An 18,443-nucleotide genomic window follows, 5' to 3' on the forward strand; every position below is an offset into this window, starting at 1 on the left:
TGGAATGGTAGGCTGAAATTCCGTGGTGAACGCTCAGAACGCCGCCCCCGAGGCAGGCACGCAGAACAACGGCAGAGTTACTCGACAGATCTTCGTCACGGGTGGTGTAGCTTCCTCTCTTGGCAAGGGCCTGACGGCCTCGTCACTGGGCATGTTGCTCCGCTCTCGCGGACTCTCGGTGACCATGCAGAAGCTGGATCCGTACCTCAACGTTGATCCCGGAACCATGAACCCGTTCCAGCACGGCGAAGTCTTCGTCACCGACGACGGCGCAGAAACCGACCTGGACATCGGTCACTACGAGCGCTTCCTGGACGAGAACCTGGACGCCTCCGCCAACGTGACCACGGGTCAGGTGTACTCCACCGTGATCGCCAAGGAACGCCGCGGCGAATACTTGGGCGACACGGTTCAGGTCATCCCGCACATCACGAACGAGATCAAGCGCCGCATGCGCCGCCGTTCGGAGGACCAGGACGCCCCGGACATCATCATCACCGAGATCGGTGGCACCGTGGGTGACATCGAATCCCAGCCCTTCATCGAGGCGGCCCGCCAGGTGCGCCAGGATGTGGGCCGCAACAACGTGTTCTACTTGCACGTTTCCCTGATCCCGTTCATCGGCCCGTCCGGTGAGCTCAAGACCAAGCCGACCCAGCACTCCGTGGCCACGCTGCGCGGTCTGGGCATACAGCCGGACGCACTGGTGCTGCGTTGCGACCGTGAGGTTCCGGACGGCATGCTCCGCAAGGTTGGCGGCGCGTGCGACGTTGACCTGGACGCCGTGATCTCGTGTGCCGATGCCCCGAGCATCTACGACATTCCCACCACCCTGCACAACCAGGGTCTGGACACCTACATCCTGGACTACCTGGGTCTGTCCTACGGCGATGCCGATCTGACGCAGTGGTCCCACCTGCTCGAGGCCGTGCACCAGCCGGAGCACCACGTGAACGTGGCGCTCGTGGGCAAGTACATCGATCTCCCGGACGCTTACCTGTCCGTCTCCGAGGCACTGCGCGCCGGTGGTTTCGCCAACGACTCCCGCGTGCACATCAAGTGGGTTGCCTCCGACCTGTGCGACACCCCGGAGGGTGCGCAGCGCGAACTCGGTGACGTGGATGCGATCTGCGTCCCCGGTGGTTTCGGTATCCGCGGACTGGAAGGCAAGCTGGGCGCGCTCAAGTGGGCCCGCGAGAACCAGGTTCCGGTCCTGGGCCTGTGCCTGGGTCTGCAGTGCATGGTCATGGAATTCGCGCGCAACGTGGTGGGCCTGCCCAACGCGTCCTCGACGGAATTCGATCCCGAGACCGACACCCCGGTCATCGCCACCATGGAAGAGCAGAAGCAGTTCGTTGAGGGCGCCGGCGATCTGGGCGGCACCATGCGCCTGGGCTCCTACCCGGCCAAGCTTGCCGAGGGCTCCGTAGTCGCCGAGACCTACGGCAGCCTGGAAGTGTCCGAGCGCCACCGTCACCGTTACGAGGTCAACAACGCTTACCGTGACGCATTGACCCAGGGCGGCCTGGTGATGTCCGGAACGTCCCCGGACGGCCAGCTCGTCGAGTTCGTGGAGCTGCCCCGCAGCGAGCACCCGTACTACGTGGCCACTCAGGCTCACCCGGAGTACGCTCCCGCCCGACGCGCCCGCACCCGCTGTTCGACGGCCTGATCAAGGCTGCACTGTCCCGCCGCGAGGCACTGGGCAGCAAGTAAGGGCAACGGACAGTACGTCACCGAGCAACCGGAGGTTCGCATGGAACTCTCGCGCGTGAGCCGAGCAGACCTGAAAGACACGGTGGATCCCCACACGGTGGAGGCATCGGACACCGTGTACGAGGGATTCATCTGGGACGTTCAGCGCGACGAGTTCCGCATGGGTGATGAAGACTCGACCCTGAAACGAGACTTCATCACCCACCCCGGGGCGGTGTCCATCGTGGCCCTGGACGAGCAGGACCGGGTTCTGCTCATCAACCAGTACCGCCACCCCGTGGGCATGCGCATGTGGGAAATCCCCGCCGGACTGCTCGATGTGGACGGGGAACCGCCGCATACAGCAGCTCAGCGGGAACTGGCCGAAGAAGCCGACATGACCGCGGACGACTGGCACGTGCTCGTGGACTTCCACAACTCACCCGGTTCGTCCTCGGAGGCCAATCGGATTTTCTTGGCCCGTGGCCTGCACGAGGTTCCGGAGGCAGACCGGCACGAGCGTGACGGTGAAGAGGCGGAGATTATCGTCCGGTTCGCCGATCTCGACGATGCTGTGGCCGCCACTCTTTCCGGCCAGATCAATTCGCCCGCCGCCGTCCTCGGCATTCTGGCCGCGCATGCGGCACGCGCTGAAGGCTGGACGTCGCTGCGTCCGGTGGACAGCCCCTGGCCGGGTCACCCGACCTTCCGGTGACCGATTCCTCCGTTCCGTCCGGCCTGGAACGCGCCGTTCATCGATACCTCGATCATCTGACCGTGGAGCGGGGACTGGCCGCGAACACGCTGGCCGCCTATCGCCGGGACCTCACCCGGTATCTCGAATTCCTGACCGGGCCCACCACAGTTCCTGACGGTGGCACGGTGTCCGGACCGTCCGAGATCTCGACCGAGCACGTCCGCGCTTCGTGCGGTTGCTGCACGAAGTTCGCCGGACCATCCCGCCCTGAGTACACGCAGCACAGCCCGCGTCCTGGCTGCCGTCCGTGGCGCCCACGCGTTCTGGGTCGCGGAAGGCCTGTGCCCCGTGGACGTCGCGTCACGCGTCAGCCCGCCGACGCCGCCGCAACGCCTTCCCAAGGCCATCAGCCTGGACAGCGTGGAAAAGATTCTCGCGGCCCCCGATCCCGAGTCACCGGCGGGGCTGCGCGCGCGAGCGTTCCTGGAGCTGTTGTACGCGACGGCGCGCGCATCTCGGAAGCAGTCGCCCTGGACGTGGACGATCTGGCGGGGCTCCAGGACCCGGAATTGTCCTTCGTGCGGTTGTTGGGCAAGGGCAATAAACAACGCATGGTTCCGGTGGGTTCGTATGCGAAGAAGGCACTGGATCAGTACCTGGTGCGCGCGCGACCGGAGTTGTCCCGGCACGGCAAGGGAACACCCGCGGTGTTCCTCAACGCCAGGGGAGGCCGGATTTCGCGCCAAACGGCGTGGACCATGGTCAAGGACGCCGCCGACCTCGCGAATCTCAGCGAAGACGTCACCCCGCACACCCTGCGACACTCGTTCGCTACCCATTTACTGGAGGGCGGGGCGGATCTGCGAGTGGTCCAAGAACTCTTGGGGCACGCGTCCCTGGCTACCACCCAGATCTACACCAAGGTGTCCGTGGAATCCCTGCGGGAGGTCTACGCCACGGCGCACCCTCGCGCTCAATGACATGCCCGGCGCCTGGTGTCCCGTGTCACCTGGCGATTTGTGCTGAAATTTAAACTCGATTTCGGGTTCCTGATGCCACGCCGGGGCTACCCTGGGAGCATGCCGCGTAAACAGCTTTCCCGAACGGTCCTTTTCTCCGCACTCCTGGCGTTGGTGTTCTCCATGCTGGGAACCGCTCCCGCCATGGCCGGGGCCGGTATCGACAACGAGTACCGTTCACTGGGCGGCTCCAGCGGCTGGTTGGGCAAAGCTACGTCGAATGAACGCTGCGGTCTTCGCGACGCCGGCTGCTACCGCCAGTACCAGGGCGGCACCATCCACTGGTCTCCGAGCACCGGTGCCCGTGCCCAGCGAGGCGGCATCCTCCAGCGCTGGCGGGTCGAAGGGTCCGAGCACGGCAACCTGGGTTACCCGAAGGTCCGCGAAACCTGCAGCGGCAACTCGTGCGTCGTCCACTATCAGCGCGGCACCATTCGCTGGACCAAGGGCAAGGGCACCACAGTCAGCCGAGACATCGACCGCGCCAACAGCTCGTCCGTGATCGTGAACAAGAAGCGGCCCCTCAACCCCCGGTCTTACGCGCCCGGGCCCCTGCGGAACGTGGGGAACGGAGTGCTGCTGCGCAGTGACGCCGCTGCGGCGTACCAGCGGATGAGCCAGGCTGCGGCCAACCAGGGTGTGACCTTGGTGCCGAACAGCGGTTACCGCTCCTACTCCACCCAGAACAGCCTGTACTGGAACTACGTGGCCATGTACGGACAGGCCACCGCGGACACCATCTCCGCTCGCCCCGGATACTCGGAGCACCAGACCGGCCTGGCCATCGACGTGGGAGCACCCGGGGGAGTGTGCGGACTGCAGGCCTGCTTCGGCAACACGCCCCAGGGTCGTTGGGTGGCCGCCAACGGCCACAAGTACGGCTTCGTAGTGCGCTACCCCAACGGTTACACCGGGACTCACGGCTACGCCTACGAACCGTGGCACCTGCGCTACGTGGGAACGCCCACGTCCAACAGCTTGAAGAACAACGGCTACATCACCCTGGAGGGCTACCTGGGCCTGCCCAACGCACCTCGCTACTGAGTGAGGCAGCCGGCGCAGCCAAGCCAACCAGGCCAGTCACACCAGTCAGGGCGCCAGCTCACCTGACTGGCTGTCACAACAGAGAAACGTCCCCGGGACTCACGGTCATGGCGTGAATCCCGGGGACTTCTGTGTACCTGGGCGCGGATGAGCGCTTAGTCCAGGTGACGCTCTTCTGGTCCGTCGTACTCGGACAGCGGTCGGATCAGCGAGTTGGCGGCGCGCTGTTCCATGATGTGTGCGGTCCAGCCGGTGATGCGGGCGCACACGAAGATGGGCGTGAACGTGGGAATGTCGAAGCCCATGAGCCAGTACGTGGGACCGGCCGGGTAGTCCAGGTTGGGCTTGATGGACTTGGCCTCGTCCATGGACTTGGCCAGACCGTTGTACAGCCCCAGAATCTCGGGGCGGTCGTAGTAGTCGAGCATGCGGAACAGAGCGTCCTGCATGGTGGGCACGCGCGAGTCACCGTGCTTGTACACGCGGTGGCCGAAGCCCATGACCTTCTTCTTCTCGGCCAGGGCCTTGTCCATCCATTCCTTGGAGCGCTTCTCGGCGTCCTCGGCGGACTCGTCCTTGCGGATGCCCAGTTCCTCGAAGGTGTGCATGACGGCCTCATTGGCGCCACCGTGCAACGGACCCTTCAGAGCACCGATCGCACCGACCACGGCCGAGTGCAGGTCGGCCAGGGTCGAGGTGATCACGCGACCGGTGAAGGTCGACGCGTTGAAGGAATGCTCGGAGTACAGAATGATGGATACGCGGAACGCGTCCACGACCTCGGGCGCGGCCTCTTCGCCGAAGGCCATCCAGAGGAAGTTCTCCGAGTAGTCCAGGTCGTCGCGAGGCTCGATGAGTTCCTCGCCGCGGCGACGTCGCTGGTCGTAGCAGACCACGGCGGGCATCACGGCGAACAGTTCCTGCGCTTGCGCAGCTCTGCCTCGGGAGAAGAATCCTCGGCGTCCGGGTGCTGGGCACCGATCACGGACGCGGCGGTGCGGCACACGTCCATGGGGTGGCAGTCCGTGGGCAGGGCGTCGATGATCTTCTTCAGCTCCGGGCTCAACGCGCGGTTGGCGCGCTCGCGCTTCTTGAAATCGGCGAGCTCGTCTTCGGTGGGCAGCTCACCGGTCCACAGCAGCAACGCGACTTCCTCGGGCGAGCACTTGGCGGCAAGTTCCTGAACGGGGTAACCGCGGTACAGCAGCGAGTTGGTCTCGGCGTTGACCTTGGACACAGCGGTGGTGTCGGCGACGACGCCGGCAAGACCCTTGCGAATCTCGGTTTCGGTCATGGTGACCTCCTTCTTCGTGTGTGGTCGATCACTAGAAGCCTACGACGCCGCTGGGTAGCGCGTCGTAGGCGAACGATTAGTTACCCGGCGTGCCCGGGACCTCGAAGTTGAACACTCCGGAGTCGAACTGGTTGTACCCGTTGTAGTCCACCAGCTCGTACAGGCGCTTGCGGGTGAGCATGTTCTCCACCTCGGCCTGCTGAGTGCCGTCCTCGCGGATGGCGGTCAGCAGACGCTCGATGGCGCCCAGTGCCTGACGCTGCAGGGAGACGGGTAGATGATCATGGACACCCCGGCGTCCTGCAGTTCCTGCTTGGTGAACAGGTCGGACTTACCGAACTCGGTCATGTTGGCCAGGATGGGAACATCCAAGGCCTCGGCCATGCGCTCGAACTCGGACAGGTCGGCCATGGCCTCCGGGAAGATGACGTCCGCACCGGCTTCGGCGAGAGCCTTCGCGCGGTCGATGGCTGCCTCCAGACCGTCAACACCGCGAATGTCGGTGCGAGCCATGATCACAAAGTTGTCGTCGCGGCGGGACTCCACTGCGGCCTTGATGCGCTTGGTGGCCGTGGCGGTGTCCACCACGTTCTTGCCGTCCAGGTGGCCGCAACGCTTGGGGTTGAACTGGTCCTCGATGTGGCAACCGGCCAGGCCGGCGTCCTCGAGTTCCTGAACCGTGCGGGCCACGTTCATGGGCTCACCGAAACCGGTGTCCGCATCGACCAGCGCGGGCAGGTCGGTGGAGCGAGCGATCTGACCGGCGCGGGTGGCCACCTCGGTGAGCGTGGTCAGCCCGATGTCGGGCAGACCCAACTCGTTGGCCAGCACACCACCGGAGATGTACACGCCCTCGAAGCCCTGTTCCTGAATGAGCTTGGTGGACAGCGGGGTGAACGCACCGGGGAACTGAGCGACCTTCGGGTCGGCAAGTGCCTTGCGGAACGCCACGCGCTTTTCTGCGGGGGTGACTTTTGAATACAACATGATTTAGAAGATTCCCTTCTGGGCCTTCTCCAGGTCCACGGCCGCCACGATGTTCAGTTGGCCCAGTTCACCGGCTTCGAGTTTGGGCAGGCGCTGGACGGCGTCCAGGAACCGTTCGATCTCTTCCGGTGCCACGAGGCCCTCGGCCAAGGTGCGGAACTTGTTGATGTACTGCTCACGAGCGAACGGGCGGGCACCCAGCGGGTGAGCGTCCGCGACGGCGATCTCGTCCGTGATCACGGTGCCGTCGTTGAGGGTGATCTCCACGGAACCGCCGAAGGCCTTCTCGGAGATGTCCAGGGAGTGGTAGCGACGGGTCCACTCGGGATCCTCTTCGGTGGTGACCTTGTTCCACAGGGCCACGGTGTCCTCGCGGCCGGCACGCTCCGGAGCGTACGAGTCCACGTGGTGCCACGCGCCGTCCTGCAGGGCAACCGTGAAGATGTAAGGAATCGAGTGATCCAGGGTCTCGCGCGAGGCCTTGGGATCGTACTTCTGCGGGTCGTTGGCGCCGGAACCGATCACGTAGTGGGTGTGGTGTGAGGTCTTGATCAAGATGGATTTCACGTTGGTGGGGTCCGCGACCTCGGGGTGTTCCTTGTGCAGCTTGCGTGCCAGGTCGATCCAGGCCTGTGCCTGGTACTCGGCGGAGTGTTCCTTGGTGTAGGTGTCCAGGATGGCGCGCTTGGCCTCACCCTGCTCGGGCAGCGGAACCTCGTAGGAGGCCTCGGGGCCGGAGAGGAGCCACGCGATCACACCGTCTTCGCTTCGTAGATGGGGGTGGGGGAGGTCTGGCCGCGCATCGCACGGTCCACGGCCTCGACCGCCATCTTGCCGGCGAATGCCGGAGCGTGTGCCTTCCACGTGGAGATCTCACCCTTGCGGGACTGGCGGGTCGCGGTGGTGGTGTGCAGACCCTGGCCGATGGCCTGGAAGATGGTCTCGGTGTTCAGACCCAGCAGCGTGCCGATACCGGCGGCCGCGGACGGGCCGATGTGAGCGATGTGGTCGATCTTGTGCTCGTGCAGGCAGATGCCCTTGACCAGGTCCACCTGGACCTCGTAACCGGTCGCGATGCCGCGAATCAGATCCTTGCCGTTGCTGCCCACGTGCTGGGCCACGGCCAGGATCGGAGGAATGTTGTCACCGGGGTGGGAATACTCGGCGGACAGGAAGGTGTCGTGGTAGTCCAGCTCGCGCACGGCCACACCGTTGGCCCACGCGGCCCACTCGGGGGAGACCGGGGCGTTGTTGTCCGGAGCGCCGTACAACAGGCGCCGTTGCCCGTGAAGCCGGAGCCTTCGGTGACCTTGTGGCCCAGTGCCTGGGTGCGGGCCGAGACGATGGGCGCACGGTTCAGGGAAGCAATGGCGACCGAAGCGTTGTCGATGATGCGGTTGATGACCATGTCTACAACCTCGGCGTCGACCTCGACCGGGTCGGTGGCCACCTTGGCCAGTTTGTAGGCCAGCTGCTCCTCACGGGGCAGATTCTCCTTGGACGAGTACGTACGTACGGTGTGCTTGACGGTCACGGGGAGTCCTTCCTCAGATCCGTTACGCGCGGACCGGTCGGCGCCGCGCGGGTGTAGCGGGTGTTGTGGCTACGATGCGGCGGGCCGCACCGGCGCCAATTCTTTGGTGTTCAAAGCGTGTTGCAGTGCGTTGCTCAGGTGCACGCGGGTGGTCGCGATGGCCAAGGCGGGATCGCCGTCGGCGATGGCCTGGGCAATGCGCTGGTGTTCGACGGCCGCTGATGCCAACCGCCGCGGGTCGGACTTGGAGAGCTTGCGCACGCGGGCCAGATGCAGCCGAACCCCGGCCTGTGCCTGTCGCAGGAACGGATTCGCGGCGGCCTCGTCGATCGCGGCATCCATGCGCTGGACCAGTTCGTAGTACGAGACGTGATCCGGGTCGTGGTCATTGGTGAGGCCTTCCACGGCCTCGAGAAGTTCCGAGGCCAAGGCGCGGAAAACTTCCGGTCGCCGCGGCGGGCGGCTAGTTCTGCGGCTCGGCAATCGAGGCTGTCGCGGAATTCGTAGAGGGACCGAACGTCGTCCGCGGAGATGGTCGCGACGACGACGCCGCGGCCGCTGTGCGGTTCGGTCAGACCGTCCGCGGTGAGCCGGGACAGCGCTTCGCGCACCGGGGTGCGGGAGATGCCCAACCGCTCGGAGAGTTCGACCTCGCCGAGAACTTGTCCCGGCAGCAGGCGCCATTCCACTATGTCTGCGCGCAGTGCTTGGTAAGCGCGTTCTCCAGCTCGCATGACACCTCCTCGTGATTCGCATCGAACACCCCGAGTGTATACATAGACGCCTCGAATGGGCGAGTCTTTCGGGAAATATTCCGGAAAATTCGAATCTGTGTATACAAACCTATTGAAAGGTGTGACTCACAACACTAGCCTGGAGCCAAGGCCGTCAAACGAGTCCAACAATGATGTCGGAGTGATCATGTCCCAGGCTACGTACGCATCCATTTACGAGAACAGTGTCAGCAATCCGGAACAGTTCTGGCTCGACGCTGCACAGGCCGTCGAGTGGGTCACCCCGCCCACTAAAGCTCTCGATGACTCGAAGGCTCCTATCTACCGTTGGTTCCCCGATGCGGAACTGAACACGAGTGTCAACGCACTGGACCGCCACGTCGAAGCTGGCAACGGGGACCGCACCGCCTTGATCTATGACTCGGCCGTGTTGGGTATTCAGGAAGAAATCTCCTACAACGAGCTGCTGGAGCGCGTGAAACTGTTCGCCGGTGCGCTCGCGGCCCAGGGCGTGAAGAAGGGTGACCGCGTTCTCCTCTACATGCCGATGATCGCTGAATCCGTGGTCGGAATGCTGGCGTGTGCTCGTTTGGGAGCTGTGCACTCCGTGGTGTTCGGTGGATTCGCACCTCGCGAGCTGGCCAGCCGTATCGATGACTCCAAGCCCGTCGTGATCGTGACGACCTCGGGCGGTGTGGAACCCAAGCGTCGAATCGAATACATCCCGTCGGTTGAGGAAGCCATCGAGATCAGTGACCACGCGCCGTCGGCGATCCTGGTCCACGAGCGTGAGGGTTTCGAGAACTCCGTGGCGGACGCACGCGAGCGTGCCGAAGGCGTCGATAACGCCCCCGCATGGTTGTCCTGGACCGAAGCTCTGGAAAACGCCGAACCCGCGGACGCGGTAACCGTGGCGGCCACGGATCCGCTCTACATCCTGTACACCTCCGGCACCACCGGTAAGCCCAAGGGCGTGGTGCGTGACAACGGCGGCCACGCGGTGGCGCTGACCTGGTCCATGAAGAACATCTACGACGTGGGAGAGGGCGAGGTCATGTGGACCGCCTCGGACGTCGGCTGGGTCGTGGGCCACTCCTACATCGTCTACGCGCCGCTGCTGGTGGGCGCCACCACGGTGCTCTACGAAGGCAAGCCCGTGGGCACGCCCGACGCCGGCGCGTTCTGGAAGCGCGTCAACGATCACGGCGTGAAGGCGCTGTTCACCGCTCCCACCGCCCTGCGTGCAATCCGTAAGGCGGATCCCGAAGGTGATTTCGTCAAGGACTACGACATCTCCTCGCTCAAGGCACTGTTCGTGGCCGGCGAGCGACTGGACCCCGAGACCTACCACTGGGCCGCCAAGGTGCTCGGTGTTCCCGTGATCGACCACTGGTGGCAGACCGAAACCGGGTGGGCCATTTGCTCCAATCCGTTCGGCATCGAGAAGCTGCCGATCGTTGCTGGTTCGCCCACCGTTCCGGTGCCCGGTTACAACGTGGAGATCCTGGATCCCCTGGGCGATCCCGTGGCCCAGGGCGAAGAGGGCAACATCGCGGTCAAGCTGCCCTTGCCTCCCGGTACGTTGGCCACCCTGTGGGGCGACGACGATCGCTACATTTCCTCGTACCTCGAGGCCTTCCCGGGTTACTACGCAACCGGTGACTCCGGTTTTATCGATGAGAACGGCTACGTCTATGTGATGGGCCGTACCGACGACGTGATCAACGTGTCCGGCCACCGTTTGTCCACGGGCCAGATGGAGCAGATCGTGGCCACGCACCCGGATGTCGCCGAGTGCGCGGTGATCGGTGTCAACGACCCGCTCAAGGGCCAGCGCCCGTCCGGTTACGTGGTGCTCAAGACCGGCTCCGAGATCAGCGAGGACGAGCTGGCCAAGGATCTGGTCAAGCTGGTGCGTTCCGGCATCGGCCCCGTGGCCGACTTCAAGGACGTGGCCGTGGTGGAAGCACTGCCCAAGACCCGCTCCGGCAAGATCTTGCGCAAGACCATGCGCCAGATGGCCGACGGTGAGAAGTACTCGGTGCCCTCGACCATCGAGGACGATTCGGTCTTGGAGGCGCTGCACTCGATCTTGGCGCCCAAGTCCTGAGTGGTCATGGTGTGACGGGAGGCAGCCGGGGATTCGTCCCCGGCTGCCTCTGGTTTATTCGGTGTCATGACCAACACTGTGGAATGGGCCGTCCGGCCGGAGATAGACCAGGATCGTGCTGCCGTCCGGTACGTGCTCGAGCAAGCGTTTCCGACCGCTGAGGAAGCCGATCTGGTGGATGCGCTCCGCAGCGACTCCGCGTGGCTCGAAGGGTTGTCCTTCGTCGCGGAAGATCAGGACGGCACGGTGGTGGCTCACGCGCTGTTGACCCGGTGCCACATCGACAATGTTCCCGCGCTGTGCCTCGCCCCGTGTTCGGTGCTGCCCGATCAACAAGGCGGGGGAGCGGGTACGGCGGTGACGATGGCCGTGCTGCACGCAGCTGCAGAGCGAGGGGAAGAGTTCGTCGTCGTTCTGGGCCACCCGGAGTACTACCCGAGATTCGGCTTTGAGAGGGCCTCCGCTTCGGGGGTGCACTTGAGCATCGAGGTTCCCGATGAGGCACTCATGGTGCTGTCCCTGGACGGCACCACTCCGGTTCCTGGCGGGCTGGTTCGCTACGCGGAGCCCTTCGGCATCTGACGAGTCACCCGTTCCAGCCGTACTCCAACTCGGGGCGGCCGGGAGTGCCATGGCGAGAGCGCCGTTGAACGGTTCCCTTCTCGGTCAGGTGCTCGAGGTAGCGCCGAGCCGTGACTCGGGACAACCCCAAGTCCTTGGCGAGCTCGGCGGCCGACCGGAACTGCCCGGCCTCTTGCAACGCGGTCACCAAAGAGTCGAGGGTCTCAGGTGAGAGTCCCTTGGGAGTCTTCGGTGGCGACTGGTCCTGCATCGTGGCGAAGGCCCGGTCGAGTTCGGACTGATCAAACGTGGTGGAGGCTGGTGTGGCCGCGGACAGCAACCGGTGGTACTCCGCGTAGGAGGCCAACTTGCGTTCGAACACCGCGAACGTGAACGGCTTGATCAGATATCCGACCACCCCGAGTGCCGTGGCACCGCGCACCGTCCCCGCGTCACGGTGAGCGCTGACGATCATGAAGTCGACATCCACGCGGCGTGCTCGAAGGGTGCGCGCCACGTCCAGCCCGGACATGTCCGGCAGGTTGATGTCCTGCAGCACCAAGTGCACGGGATCCGGGCCCGAGGCTTTCTGGAGAATGGCCCGGGCCGCCGCCTGCCCCGTGAGGGCGACACCCACCACCCGGAAGCCAGGACAGCGCTTGACGTACTCCGCGTGGGCCGCCGCGGTGAGTTCTTCATCGTCCACGACGAACACGTTGATCATGAGCCGTCCCCTTCCGCATCGCGGGCCGAGTCGTGCACGGGGATCTCCACTGTGAAGACCGCTCCCGCATCGTTCACGTAGCTCAAGCGTGCTCCCCAAGATTCTGCGATTTGATACGCCAGATACAGGCCCACACCGCGCATGGAGCCGCCGGTCGGTTTGGTGGAGACCCCGCGTTCGAACAATGAACCGGCCACCTCGGGATCCACGCCGGGACCGGTGTCCGCCACGGTGAGATGCACGAAACCCGGTCGGTCGGACGGGGCCAATTCCACCTCGACCGCCGGTTCCTCCCGGTCCTGGTTGGACGCCGCCGCGTAGATCGCGTTGTCCACCAGGTTCCCGACCACGCTCACCACCTCCGAGGGATCTGCCGACGACGCTGGAATCTCACCGAGCACCAGGACCTGCAGGTCCACACCCCGCTCGTGTGCTTCCGCGGTCTTTCCGAGCAGCAGGGCGGAGAGATAGGGATCGGCCACCGATTCAGTGACCGTTGATCCCAGATCGCGGGTCATCGTGAGGTTGGACGCCGCGAACTCCAACGCCTGCGGATACCGTTCGAGTTCCAGCAGGGACACCACCGTGTGCATTCGATTGGCGTGTTCGTGGGTTTGCGCTCGCAGTCCGGCGGCCATGGTGCGTACGGTGTCCAGCTCGCCGGACAACCGCGTCAACTCGGTATGGTCCTGGACGATGAGCACCCGCAGCTTGGAATCACGTGAGGCCTTCACGCACGAGACGATCAAGGTTCGGGTTCCCACGGTGCACCACTCGTCCAAGAACTCCCGTTGGTCATCGACGAGTTCCCGGATCACCGCGGGCAGAGTTTCGGAGGGCAGCGGTTCGTTTCTTCGACGCAACGTGACGGAACGACGTCGCGGTGCCGGGGCGGCGTCGTCGGCGTCGGGTGTCATATCGAGAAGGTGCCGAGCGCGGACATTGGCGAGCACGGGCGGCCGAGCTCGTCGAGCAGGACGAGACCCTCGCGGGCTTCGGCCAGAACGGCGCGGTTGAGGGCCTGGGCGCGGACGAGGGATTCGGGTGCCTGACCGTTGGTGGCGCGGCTGAGGTAGCGGGCCAAGACGTAGCTGACCAGCGAGGACATCAGGAGCAGGGCCAGGACGATCAGCGCGAGCCCCGGGAGCTGTTGTCGATTCTCTTGCGCGATCTGATTGAGCAGCACCCCGCTGGAGACCAACCCCACGATCGAGCCGTCGGTGTCGTAGATCGGGGCGATGGTGCGCACGGACGGGCCCAGCTGACCGGTTTCGGTGACCGTGTACGTCTCGCCCGCGAGCGCGTGGGAGCGATCGCCCGAGTAGGGGTGGCCTACGAATTCGGGGATCGCGTGGGTGAGGCGCGTGCCTCGGGAGTCATGAGCGTGACGAAATCGATGTCGGATTCGTCTTCGATCCGATGGGCGTAGGCCTGCAGACGGGCGGTGGGGTCGTCGGATTTCAGGCCCTCTCGCACGAACGGATCCTGGGCCATCACGGAGGTCGCCGCACGGGTCACCGACTCCGCGCGCAAGGTGACCCACGAGCGGGTCTGCTGGATCATCACCAAGGCCACGACCACGGAAATGACGATCACCAAGCCGTGCTGGAGCGCCAGGAATCGCTTGGCGAGTGACACACGCACCTCCGCAGCTTTCCGAACCGGCCCGCCAGGACAGGACTGTGACGGGCGCCATGAACAGTATGAACACAACGCGACAGAACTCACAGCCCTGCGTGAGGCTAGTCACTATTCCAGCACTCGTGTTCTAAGGAGCCATCATGGCCGATAATTCAGCGGCACCGCGGTCAGCGCAGACCGTGTCCGGTGGGGCGCAGCGTAAGCCCAAGAAAGACCGGACCCACTACCTCTACATTTTCGTGATCGCCGGTGTGGTCATCGGAGCCTTGCTCGGTCTGATCGTCCCGGACTTCGCGGTCACGCTGAAGCCCCTGGGTACCGCGTTCATTGCACTGATCAAGATGATGATCGCTCCGGTGATCTTCTGCACCATCGTGCTGGGCGTCGGCTCGATCGCTCACGCGGCGACTGTCGGCAAGGTGGGCGGTATGGCCCTGGCCTACTTCCTGCTGATGTCCACGTTCGCGCTGTTCATCGGCCTGGTGGTCGGCAACATCGTGCAGCCCGGTAGCGGCCTGGACCTGGCCAACGCGAGCTACGACTCTGCCGGGCTGGCTTCGACCGCCGATCACGGTGAAGAGGGAACCATCGGGTTCCTGCTGGGTATCATCCCCACCACCTTGTTGTCCTCACTGACCGCGGGAAACATCCTGCAGACCCTGTTCGTGGCGCTGCTCATCGGTTTCGCGCTGCAGGCCATGGGGGAGTCCGGCAAGCCCGTGCTCAAGGCCGTGACCTACATCCAGGCCGTGGTCTTCCGCCTGCTCATGATGGTCATGTGGGTTGCCCGATCGGCGCCTGGGCGCGATCGCCGGTGTGGTCGGCGCGACCGGCATGCAGGCGATCATCTCGATGATCGGCTTGATGGCCGCGTTCTACGTCACCTGCATCCTGTTCATCGTGGTGGTGCTGGGCTTGATCCTCAAGCTCGTCTCCGGCGTGAACATCTTCAAGCTCATGAAGTACCTGGGCCGCGAGTACCTGCTGATCTTCTCCACCTCGTCCTCCGAGGCCGCTCTGCCCCGACTCATCGCCAAGATGGAGCACCTGGGTGTCTCCAAGCCCGTGGTGGGCGTCGTGGTACCCACCGGTTACTCCTTCAACCTGGACGGCACAGCGATCTATCTGACCATGGGTGCGCTGTTCGTGGCTGATGCCATGGGCACCCCGCTGGCCCTGGGGGAGCAGATCACCCTGCTGCTGTTCATGATCATCGCCTCCAAGGGCGCGGCCGGTGTCTCCGGCGCCGGTATCGCCACCCTGGCCGCCGGCCTGCAGTCCCACCGCCCCGACCTGGTGGACGGCGTGGGTCTGATCGTCGGCATCGATCGCTTCATGTCCGAAGCCCGTGCACTCACCAACTTCTCCGGTAACGCCGTGGCCACCGTGGTGCTGGGCACCCTGGTCAAGCAGGTGGACAAGGAGCGTGTTAACCGCGTGCTCGCCGGTCAGGAGCCCTTCGACGAGCAGTCCCTGGTCGCCGATCCGCACGCGTCCCCCAATTCCGCCGAGCAAGCGCTCGAGGGCAATCCCGAGGTCAAGCCCCTGAGCCCGCAGAACGCCTAATTACGACGTCGCTCCACGACTCGTCATGTCCCCTCCGGTCACCGACCGGAGGGGACATTTCGTGTTCCGACTCTCGACATGCACGGCGCGGATACCCACCTGCACGAACCGTCAGGTTCAGCAACCTGGGCGACCTCGGTTGGTTCGCTCCCGCGTGACGGCGGTAGTGTAGTGCGTTGAGACCTGACCAGTGACTTGAGGAAAGCAGGCTGTAGCACGTGAGCAAAGCCAGTGACGAGAGGTTCCCTGAACTCGATGACCAGGCATCGGCGCCGTAGGCCCCACCGGCCGTCCGTTGCGCACCTTCCCGGATCCGCCCGAACTCAAGGATCACGGTCCCGCCCGCATCATTGCCATGGTGAACCAGAAGGGTGGCGTGGGTAAGACCACCTCCACCATCAACCTGGGTGCCGCGCTCGCGGAAACCGGTCGCAAGGTGCTCCTGGTGGACTTCGACCCGCAGGGTGCGCTGTCCGCGGGCTTCGGTTCCAACCCGCACGAGCTGGACCTCACCATTTACAACGTGATGATGGACCGTTCGGTGGACGTGTGGGACGTGGTGCAGGAAACCCACGTGCCCAACGTTGACCTGCTGCCCGCCAACATCGACCTCTCGGCCGCTGAAGTGCAGCTGGTTACGGAGGTCGCTCGTGAGCAGGTGCTGGCCTCCGCGCTGCGCAAGGTCGAGGAATACTACGATGTGATCCTCATCGACTGCCAGCCGTCCCTGGGCCTACTGACCGTCAACGCACTGACAGCCTCGCACGGTGTGGTCATCCCGCTGATCTGCGAGTTCTTCGCCCTGCGTGCCGTGGCGCTGCTGGTGGACTCCATCGAGAAGGTCCAGGACCGCTTGAACCCCAAGCTGCAGATCGACGGCGTACTGGCCACCATGTTCGACTCGCGCACCTTGCACTCCCGCGAGGTCATTGCCCGCATCGTGGATGCCTTTGGCGACAAGGTCTTCGACACGGTCATCAAGCGCACCGTGAAGTTCCCGGACGCCACGGTGGCCGCCGAGCCGATCCTCAACTTCGCCACGAATCACCCGGGCGCAGAGTCCTACCGTCAGCTCGCGCGCGAACTGATCAGCCGCGGCGGAGCGCCGTGATCACCACCGTCGACGCCGCTCGCGGCCTGATCTCGCGCGAGGTCACCTCACGAGCATGAGCGTTGTCGCCGAGCTTCCCACGGACTCGGACACCGGATTCAAGGTGGCCCTGGAAAACTTCCAGGCCCCTTTGACGTGCTGCTCTCCCTGATTGCCAAGCACGAAATGGACATCACCCACGTGGCGCTGTCCGTGGTCACGGACGAATTCATCCGCTACGTGAAAGCGCTCCAGGAAGAAGGCTCGGTCAAGGCCCTCGATGAGGCGAGCGAGTTCCTGGTGGTTGCGGCCACGCTGCTCGATCTCAAGGCCGCGCGCTTGTTGCCGCGCGGCGAGGTGGAGGACGAATACGACGTCGAACTTCTGGAAGCCCGCGACCTGCTGTTCGCGCGTCTGCTGCAGTACAAGGCGTTCAAGGAAGTGGCCGGGCAGCTGAATAGGCGCTTCGGTGCGGAGTCCGTGCGGATCCCGCGCCAGGTGGACCTTGACCCAGCGGTGACCACCGCGCTGCCGCCGTTGAAGTGGACGCTGACGCCTGAGCAATTCGCACAGCTCGCAGTCGTCGCGCTGGACCCCGAACGGCACGTGCCGGACGAGGTCAACGTGGAGCACCTGCACGGTGCCGCCGTGCGTGTGGCGGACGAGGCCGAGACCATGGCCGAAATCCTCAAGGACGGCCAGGACCACAGCTTTGCCGCCCTGATCGCGGACGCGGATTCCACCCTGGTGATTGTGGTGCGCTTCTTGGCGATCCTCGAAATGTTCCGCGACCGTGTGGTCCGGATCCGCCAGGATGAAGTCCTCGGCCCACTGCTCGTGCGCTGGGACGGGCCGGACGACTGGACCTCGGAGGGGCTCAACAGCGAGTACGCGGGTGCCGAGACGCCGAACGAGGACCCCGCCCCGAGCGAGAGCGGCGCGGGGGAGTAGCCCCCTGGCAACGGCGGCGTCAAAAACCTGAAACAATAAGACACGTCATGGATCGGTGTGAACCGTACCGAAGGAGATGATGTCAGCGTGGTAGACGAACCACACGAACAACCCCCGACCGATATTCATGCGGCCCTCGAGGCTGTACTTATGGTGGCCGCGGCCCCCGTCCGAGAAGAAGAACTCGCCCGCACCCTCAACGTGCCCGTGCACGAGGCGCGCAGCGGCCTGGAATACCTGAAAGCCGAGTACGACGGCGTGATCGGTCCCACCCCCGTAGCCCCTCCGGAATCGCCCGACCTCCGATATGATGGAGGGTCGGCCTCCAGAGTGCGCGGATTCGAACTGCGCCAAGTGGCCGGCGGCTGGCGCATCTACTCGCGCAGTGAGTACGCCCAGCTCGTGACCGACTTCGTGGTGGAAGGCAGCAGCTCGCGCTTGTCGCAAGCGGCCCTGGAAACCCTTGCCGTGGTGGCCTACCTGCAACCCGTGTCCCGCTCCCGGATCTCAGCGATCCGCGGTGTCAACGTGGACGGCGTGGTGCGAACCCTGGTGCAGCGCGGCTTGCTCACAGCACACGAACGCGAGGAATCCACGGGTTCCGTGCTCTACTCCACCACCCCCTTGTTCTTGGAAAAGCTGGGTCTCGGTTCACTGGATGAACTGCCAGACATTGCCCCGCTCCTGCCCGGAACCGACCAACTTGAAGACTTAGAGGACTGATTTCAGCATGGCTCAATCACGCAACAACTCATCCCGCGGCGGAGCACCCCGCGGCGGCGGCAAGCCCGGCGGA

At 64.6% G+C, this 18,443-nt stretch carries 12 protein-coding genes and 6 pseudogenes; 10 read left to right on the plus strand and 8 right to left on the minus strand.

What is annotated here, in order from left to right:
- Nucleotides 1-22 precede the first annotated feature (22 nt).
- From YO9_RS0113705 to YO9_RS0113720, 4 genes and pseudogenes are all read left to right on the plus strand, one after another.
- A pseudogene (locus YO9_RS0113705) lies at nucleotides 23-1,716 on the plus strand (CTP synthase).
- Nucleotides 1,717-1,756: 40 nt separating this feature from the next.
- A complete protein-coding gene (locus YO9_RS0113710) occupies nucleotides 1,757-2,410 on the plus strand; it encodes an NUDIX domain-containing protein (RefSeq protein ID WP_016998010.1) in 654 nt (217 codons plus the stop codon).
- Nucleotides 2,407-3,372: a tyrosine-type recombinase/integrase gene (locus YO9_RS18800; RefSeq protein ID WP_396350775.1), complete on the plus strand. Its 966-nt coding sequence runs from the start codon at nucleotides 2,407-2,409 to the stop codon at nucleotides 3,370-3,372. The genes YO9_RS0113710 and YO9_RS18800 overlap by 4 nt, the downstream gene beginning before the upstream one ends.
- A 162-nt stretch (nucleotides 3,373-3,534) precedes the next feature.
- On the plus strand, nucleotides 3,535-4,455 hold the full coding sequence (locus tag YO9_RS0113720; protein WP_223286596.1) for a D-alanyl-D-alanine carboxypeptidase family protein: 921 nt from the start codon (nucleotides 3,535-3,537) through the stop codon (nucleotides 4,453-4,455).
- A 155-nt stretch (nucleotides 4,456-4,610) separates the two neighbouring features.
- On the opposite strand, the pseudogene YO9_RS0113725 reads toward YO9_RS0113720, so the two are convergent.
- The 4 pseudogenes from YO9_RS0113725 to YO9_RS0113740 form a co-directional block, all read right to left on the minus strand.
- Nucleotides 4,611-5,749 (minus strand): annotated as a pseudogene (locus YO9_RS0113725) (bifunctional 2-methylcitrate synthase/citrate synthase).
- Between the two features lie 76 nt (nucleotides 5,750-5,825).
- Nucleotides 5,826-6,736 (minus strand): annotated as a pseudogene (gene prpB, locus YO9_RS0113730) (methylisocitrate lyase).
- Between the two features lie 3 nt (nucleotides 6,737-6,739).
- Nucleotides 6,740-8,270, minus strand: a pseudogene (locus tag YO9_RS0113735) (MmgE/PrpD family protein).
- 69 nt (nucleotides 8,271-8,339) lie between these two features.
- A pseudogene (locus YO9_RS0113740) lies at nucleotides 8,340-9,004 on the minus strand (GntR family transcriptional regulator).
- A 187-nt stretch (nucleotides 9,005-9,191) separates the two neighbouring features.
- On the opposite strand from YO9_RS0113740, the gene YO9_RS0113745 reads away from it, so the two are divergent.
- Together YO9_RS0113745 and YO9_RS0113750 are read left to right on the plus strand one after the other, a co-directional pair.
- Nucleotides 9,192-11,114: a propionyl-CoA synthetase gene (locus YO9_RS0113745; protein WP_031273355.1), complete on the plus strand. Its 1,923-nt coding sequence runs from the start codon at nucleotides 9,192-9,194 to the stop codon at nucleotides 11,112-11,114.
- 66 nt (nucleotides 11,115-11,180) lie between these two features.
- The gene (locus YO9_RS0113750) at nucleotides 11,181-11,696 is read left to right on the plus strand and encodes a GNAT family N-acetyltransferase (protein WP_016998015.1); all 516 of its coding nucleotides are present in this window, start codon (nucleotides 11,181-11,183) and stop codon (nucleotides 11,694-11,696) included.
- Between the two features lie 4 nt (nucleotides 11,697-11,700).
- On the opposite strand, the gene YO9_RS0113755 is transcribed toward YO9_RS0113750, so the two are convergent.
- Genes YO9_RS0113755 through YO9_RS18810 form a run of 4 tightly spaced genes read right to left on the minus strand, consistent with a single transcriptional unit; the run spans nucleotide 11,701 to nucleotide 14,037 of the window.
- Nucleotides 11,701-12,399, minus strand: a complete 699-nt coding sequence (locus tag YO9_RS0113755; protein WP_016998016.1) for a response regulator — start codon at nucleotides 12,397-12,399, stop codon at nucleotides 11,701-11,703.
- Nucleotides 12,396-13,352: a sensor histidine kinase gene (locus YO9_RS0113760; RefSeq protein ID WP_223286597.1), complete on the minus strand. Its 957-nt coding sequence runs from the start codon at nucleotides 13,350-13,352 to the stop codon at nucleotides 12,396-12,398. The genes YO9_RS0113755 and YO9_RS0113760 overlap by 4 nt, the downstream gene beginning before the upstream one ends.
- Nucleotides 13,313-13,804, minus strand: coding sequence for a sensor histidine kinase (locus YO9_RS18805; RefSeq protein ID WP_223286599.1), 492 nt, complete (start codon nucleotides 13,802-13,804; stop codon nucleotides 13,313-13,315). Before YO9_RS18805 ends, YO9_RS0113760 begins: the two co-directional genes overlap by 40 nt.
- Nucleotides 13,732-14,037: a hypothetical protein gene (locus YO9_RS18810; protein WP_223286601.1), complete on the minus strand. Its 306-nt coding sequence runs from the start codon at nucleotides 14,035-14,037 to the stop codon at nucleotides 13,732-13,734. Before YO9_RS18810 ends, YO9_RS18805 begins: the two co-directional genes overlap by 73 nt.
- Nucleotides 14,038-14,180: 143 nt before the next feature.
- Between YO9_RS18810 and YO9_RS0113770 the strand changes: the two are divergent.
- From YO9_RS0113770 to scpB, 4 genes and pseudogenes are all read left to right on the plus strand, one after another.
- Nucleotides 14,181-15,606: pseudogene (locus tag YO9_RS0113770) on the plus strand (cation:dicarboxylate symporter family transporter).
- 295 nt (nucleotides 15,607-15,901) lie between these two features.
- Entirely contained in the window at nucleotides 15,902-16,717 is an 816-nt protein-coding gene (locus YO9_RS0113775; protein WP_016998019.1) for a ParA family protein, read from the plus strand.
- Between the two features lie 135 nt (nucleotides 16,718-16,852).
- The gene (locus YO9_RS0113780; RefSeq protein ID WP_016998020.1) at nucleotides 16,853-17,647 is read left to right on the plus strand and encodes a segregation and condensation protein A; all 795 of its coding nucleotides are present in this window, start codon (nucleotides 16,853-16,855) and stop codon (nucleotides 17,645-17,647) included.
- A gap of 150 nt (nucleotides 17,648-17,797) precedes the next feature.
- Nucleotides 17,798-18,370, plus strand: a complete 573-nt coding sequence (gene scpB, locus YO9_RS0113785; protein WP_016998021.1) for an SMC-Scp complex subunit ScpB — start codon at nucleotides 17,798-17,800, stop codon at nucleotides 18,368-18,370.
- Nucleotides 18,371-18,443: the final 73 nt, after the last annotated feature.

Origin of the sequence: Kocuria atrinae C3-8 (genome assembly GCF_000286355.1) — a bacterium.
In the GTDB taxonomy this organism is placed as follows: Bacteria; Actinomycetota; Actinomycetes; order Actinomycetales; family Micrococcaceae; genus Kocuria; species Kocuria atrinae_A.

Bases quoted from the DNA above. Each gene is read 5' to 3' on its own strand.
- YO9_RS0113710 (WP_016998010.1), top strand. From the start codon at position 1,757: ATGGAACTCTCGCGCGTGAGCCGAGCAGACCTGAAAGACACGGTGGAT.
- YO9_RS0113720 (WP_223286596.1), top strand. From the start codon at position 3,535: ATGCTGGGAACCGCTCCCGCCATGGCCGGGGCCGGTATCGACAACGAG.
- YO9_RS0113745 (WP_031273355.1), top strand. From the start codon at position 9,192: ATGTCCCAGGCTACGTACGCATCCATTTACGAGAACAGTGTCAGCAAT.
- YO9_RS0113750 (WP_016998015.1), top strand. From the start codon at position 11,181: ATGACCAACACTGTGGAATGGGCCGTCCGGCCGGAGATAGACCAGGAT.
- YO9_RS0113755 (WP_016998016.1), bottom strand. From the start codon at position 12,399: ATGATCAACGTGTTCGTCGTGGACGATGAAGAACTCACCGCGGCGGCC.
- scpB (WP_016998021.1), top strand. From the start codon at position 17,798: ATGGTGGCCGCGGCCCCCGTCCGAGAAGAAGAACTCGCCCGCACCCTC.